Origin of the sequence: Acinetobacter genomosp. 33YU, from assembly GCF_001990725.1 — a bacterium.
GTDB classification, from domain to species: domain Bacteria; phylum Pseudomonadota; class Gammaproteobacteria; order Pseudomonadales; family Moraxellaceae; genus Acinetobacter; species Acinetobacter seifertii.
In genome coordinates this window covers 343840-346759 of record NZ_LFZQ01000005.1, presented here as the reverse complement: position 1 = coordinate 346759, position 2920 = coordinate 343840, and the positions used below count along the sequence as shown (strand labels likewise).

The 2920-nt window shown below is 36.5% G+C and carries 5 protein-coding genes and 1 pseudogene; 3 read left to right on the top strand and 3 right to left on the bottom strand.

Annotated features, from left to right (window positions below):
* The 3 genes from AC056_RS06365 to AC056_RS06350 all read right to left on the bottom strand — a co-directional run.
* A partial coding sequence (locus tag AC056_RS06365) for a hypothetical protein (RefSeq protein WP_213033474.1) occupies positions 1-434 on the bottom strand: 434 nt, incomplete at its 3' end.
* Positions 435-436: 2 nt separating this feature from the next.
* Positions 437-634, bottom strand: coding sequence for a hypothetical protein (locus tag AC056_RS06360; RefSeq protein WP_077163064.1), 198 nt, complete (start codon positions 632-634; stop codon positions 437-439).
* Positions 635-1072: 438 nt separating this feature from the next.
* Entirely contained in the window at positions 1073-1762 is a 690-nt protein-coding gene (locus tag AC056_RS06350; protein ID WP_077163062.1) for a LexA family transcriptional regulator, read from the bottom strand.
* A 113-nt stretch (positions 1763-1875) separates the two neighbouring features.
* Here AC056_RS06350 and AC056_RS06345 point away from each other — a divergent pair, with 113 nt between their 5' ends.
* The 3 genes and pseudogenes from AC056_RS06345 to AC056_RS19835 form a co-directional block, all read left to right on the top strand.
* Entirely contained in the window at positions 1876-2124 is a 249-nt protein-coding gene (locus tag AC056_RS06345) for a hypothetical protein (protein ID WP_077163061.1), read from the top strand.
* A 9-nt stretch (positions 2125-2133) separates the two neighbouring features.
* Positions 2134-2463, top strand: coding sequence for a hypothetical protein (locus AC056_RS06340; protein WP_077163060.1), 330 nt, complete (start codon positions 2134-2136; stop codon positions 2461-2463).
* Between the two features lie 58 nt (positions 2464-2521).
* Positions 2522-2920: pseudogene (locus AC056_RS19835) on the top strand (hypothetical protein); the annotation flags it as partial.

Here is a 2920-nt window from a genome sequence, read left to right as displayed (position 1 = left end):
TAGCCAGCAGTTGCAGTGCCAAGCGCACCAACCAATACAGCCACATTGTCACCAGCTTCTAAACTAGCACCAATCACAGCAACATTTTTTGCACGTGGTTCATTAGCTATTAGATAGTCTGTAGCCGCTTTCTTGTCACCTACAAAAACAGTTTTAGCAGATGGGAACTTGCACTTTTCACCAAGCATTACAATGCTTTTTAATTCAACTTCAAGAACCATCCATTTGCTTTCAGCATCAAGATAATTTGAGCAAGAGTGATCACCAGAGCCAAATAACCAACCATGCAAACCATTGCCACAATCTTTGTTATTAACCCAGTCAGGTGCAATTGTAATTCCGCCTACGTCTGCCCATTGAAAACCATTACGGCTAGTAAGGTCTGATTTGCAAGTTCTTAAAACAAGCGCAATATTTTTCTTAGATTTAGCCATGATTAACCACCCAATACACTTGTTAAAAAGAAAGAAAAGAAGATCCAGACAACCAACCCAGAAGCTAAAAAAGCAAATAGCTTTAGCGTATCCACAAGATGCGCCCAGAAGTGTTCACGCCAGTTAAATGCGTAATCACTTGGCTTAGGTTCAGTGTTGCAAGGGGTAGTCGTTTGACTATGTATAGTTCTTTGTTTCATAATTCGATTGCTCCTAATCGAGTAAGAAGCCCCATGTCGCCAAACAGTCGGGGCTTCTTCGTACTTGGTGATTAGAATTTAGCAAAATACTAAATTTAGTACAATACTAATTGAGTCGATATTTTAATTATTTATTTAGTTTTTTACTAAACTTTTGTTTTATATAGTTATAAAAAAACCTGCTTTCGCAGGTTTAAAATTTCGTAATTACTATATCTTCTTTGCAAGCATAGTAAATCAACCACAATAGAATGAGAATTTGCAAGTACCCTATATAGTTCATCTTTTTAAAAAAAATTGGTAAATATTCAAAAAAAGATAAGTAATGAGGCGTTTGATAAAAAATAAATAGAACTGGAAATATTAGTAGAAATCCTACTTTCAATAGAACATTTTTAATGTCTATATAGATTTCTTTACCGACCGATTTAATTATCATTATATGTCCCTATATAAACCTACAACTTTACCAACCAAGCGACAATCTTCGGTCAATCTTATAATTTTATCAGGCCAATCGGGATTTAAAGGTTCTAAATATTTATTTGTTCCTTCAATGATAAGTTTTTTAAAAGTAGCTTCTGAATCGCCAGCACAGGCCACAATAACTAAATCATTAGTTTGCAAATCAAATGTTTGTATATCTGGATTAACATAAATTCTGTCGCCTGGTTCAAACCGTGGCATCATCGAATTTCCTGTAATTTTCAAACCATAACCATTTTTGCCACTTTTAGTATGTGGCGGCAAATATTCATCAACTACTGCATCACGTAAAACCGTTTCAATTGGTGAAAATGATCCAGCAGCTACCCATGAGATAACTGGCACTAAGCGACCTTCTGTAGTAATTTTTTCTTTCAAGTCAACATTGTTGTCTAATCTTGCATCATTTGAATTCTCTCTATCCATAAACCCATCTGGTAATCCATAAGCTTTTTCAATTTTTCTTGCTAATGGGTTTCCTACGGCGGCTGGTTTTCCATTGTTCCCTATAGTGCCGTTAATGATTTGGCTCAAGTAAGCGGCAGCTGTGCCTACTTGGTTCGCAAAATCCTTTTGAGAACCATTAGCTTTTTGTTCGATTAATTGAAGAAGGTTATTTCTTCGGATATCTGAAATATTCATATGCACAATCTAATAGTAAAAAACTAAAAACAAAATGTGTAAAAAACTAAACATGGCTTGCAAATACTTTAGTAAAATACTAAATTACTAATTAAATATTTAAGGAGCTTGTCATGGCAGTCTTACAAAATTTAAAAAATTCTTCTAAATCAAAGCCACACGTAAAAAGTCTGCTTTCTTATATCAAATCTAGAAGCAAAGAAGATTTGGAAAGCTTTGCAAAATCTTGTGGAACAACCGTAAGTAACCTTTTGCAAATTGCATATGGTGGCAGTGTTTCAGCAACGCTTTCAAAGAAGATAAACAAAGAAAGTAAAGGGAAGATTTCATTGTGTGATCTTCGTCCGGACATTTTTTCTTGAGATGCAGCCATGATCGAAAAACTCACAGCGAGCATCACGTTTAAATGTACGGATGAAGAAAAGCTCAAGTTAGAGCGTATAGCACGCTCAAGAAAGTTGAATGGTTTATCTGAGCTAATGAGATTGGCTGGCATCGACATAATTCACGAAGTAGAGGAGATGCTTAAAAGTCTACAGGCTGAGTTTGATCTGACCATAGATACCGCAGATACAAGAAATACAAATGATTTTGAGTTGATGCCTTCGCCGCCTATCCGTGACGTAACCCCAAAAAATACAGGCACAAAAAAAGTCCAACTGTTGCAGCAGAAGGACATTTTTGCCGTTCACTCAGATTAGTAAACGTAGGTTGGTACCCAATGTTGAATTTAACACGAAATGTGAGGGCTGTGAATAGATGAATACAGCACAAGTCATACCTTTCAAAAAGCCATCACAGCCAAATCAGAAGGCTGGGACCATGTATAGCGATAAGTTTGAAAATGGCTATGTAATGTCTAGCCGTTTATATCGAAAAGAGGTCTGGCCGTTTCTTAGTGATGCGGCTAGAAACGTCTATGCGGAATTAGAAAACCGTATCAATGGACACAACAAAGAATCAGATTTTGTTAGCTACACTCAATTGCAGGGTGGGGAGCTTAAAGGTTCTCGCCAATTGAGCCGTGAAACTGTGCGTAATGGAATTAAAGAGCTTCTTAATTTTGGTGTAATAACAGCTATTGCAACAGGCAAAAGAGGGATGAAATCTTATCGATTAAATGATATTTCCCTCGCAAACCAGTTCGGTAATCGAACC